This is a genomic window from Streptomyces sp. NPDC002306 (assembly GCF_053593435.1).
In genome coordinates, this window is sequence record NZ_JBSFCK010000144.1 from 1 (window position 1) to 1375 (window position 1375).

Annotated in this window: 1 protein-coding gene; it reads right to left on the reverse strand. The window is 69.1% G+C overall.

The window, feature by feature from the left end:
* Nucleotides 1–36: 36 nt before the first annotated feature.
* Nucleotides 37–1218: an ISAs1 family transposase gene (locus tag ACWCQK_RS42500; RefSeq protein WP_451164626.1), complete on the reverse strand. Its 1182-nt coding sequence runs from the start codon at nucleotides 1216–1218 to the stop codon at nucleotides 37–39.
* Nucleotides 1219–1375: the final 157 nt, after the last annotated feature.

The following is a 1375-nucleotide window of genomic DNA, read 5'->3' on the forward strand; positions in this document are numbered from 1 at the left end:
CAGGGTCTTTGAGAAGTGATCTTGTGTCCGGGTTCGTCATGCCAGGCCGAGGGCAGTGAGGGGACGCAGGTGGTTTCGGGCGGTGTGGCGGAGGGCGGCTGCGATGTTGGTGTGGCCGTCCTGACGGTGGACGCCGATAGCGAGGTTGCGCAGGCCGGCCATGACGCGGGGTAGGTGGCGGGTGCGGATGTGCGAGGCGTCCTCGTGGAAGGTGCGGTCGCGGACGTGGTGCAGCTGGTTCTCGATGCGCCAGTGGCCGCGGATCCAGGCCGCGAGTTCGCTGCCGTCGGCCGCGCCGGGCGGCAGGCTCGTGACCAGGTAGATCCGTTCGATCGTCAGCTTGCCCGTGCCCATGTCCCGTCTCCAGCGCATGACTTGGAGTGCCTGGCGTGCGTAGGGATAGCCGATGTGGGCGAACGCGGCGGTCTTCAGGCGGCGGATCTCGTCGCGGTGGTGGGCCCGGGTGCGGTCGACGTGGTCCAGGCGGATGTCGGACCAGGGAAGGCGGCTGACCCGCTCATGAAGCCCGGGGTGGTTCCGCTTGATGACGGCCAGGTAGTGAGCCCCGCGTTCGTGCAGATAGGAGGCGTGATCGTGCTGGGTGTGCAGGGCGTCGGCGGTGATCACGGCATCGGTCAGGTCGATGCCGTCCAGGAGCGGGGCGAAGGCCGGGATCTCGTTGCTTTTCCTGTCGATCTGTCGTTGGGCGAGGACCTGGCCGCTGTGGGTCATGGCGGCGATCAGGGCGGTGGCCGTCCGCTTGGCGCTGCGGGAGCCGCGAAGTGTCTTGCCGTCGACGGCGATGACCTTTCGTCCCGGGGACGGGGCCTGGCGTTCCTGGAGGAAGTCGCCGATGGCGCGGTCGAGGGCGTCTCCGTCCGCGGCGGCCAGGACGAGACGGACAGTCGTGGCATGGGGTGGGCGGATCAGGCCGGTCAGCGGGTCGGGCCGGAACCCGAGCAGGGCCAGGACACGCTGCGGCGCGTCGGCAACCCACTCGCCGATCGCCGTGATCGAGGCGGCGCCGGCCAGAACGGCGGCGGCCGCAGAGGTGAGCAGCGCCGTCCAGGGGTGACGGATGCCGCGACGGGCCCGCGGATCAGGCACTGTGGCCAGATAACTCCGCAGGTCAGCGGCTATCTCCAGCGGGGCTGGACCGGAGGCTTCCCCCAACTGCTGAAGGCATGACGGCATGCGGGAAGATGGGCGCGCAGGCATGGACTCGCTCGGTGCTCATACGGACTCGACACCCACATGATCACCAGCGGCCATGCCTGTTCTGCGTCCAGGGGCGCCTCCGGCAGAAGCCGACAAGCCGTCACATCCTGGCTCTCAGCAGGCGAACCGCCCACCTCGCCACTTCTCAAAGACCCTG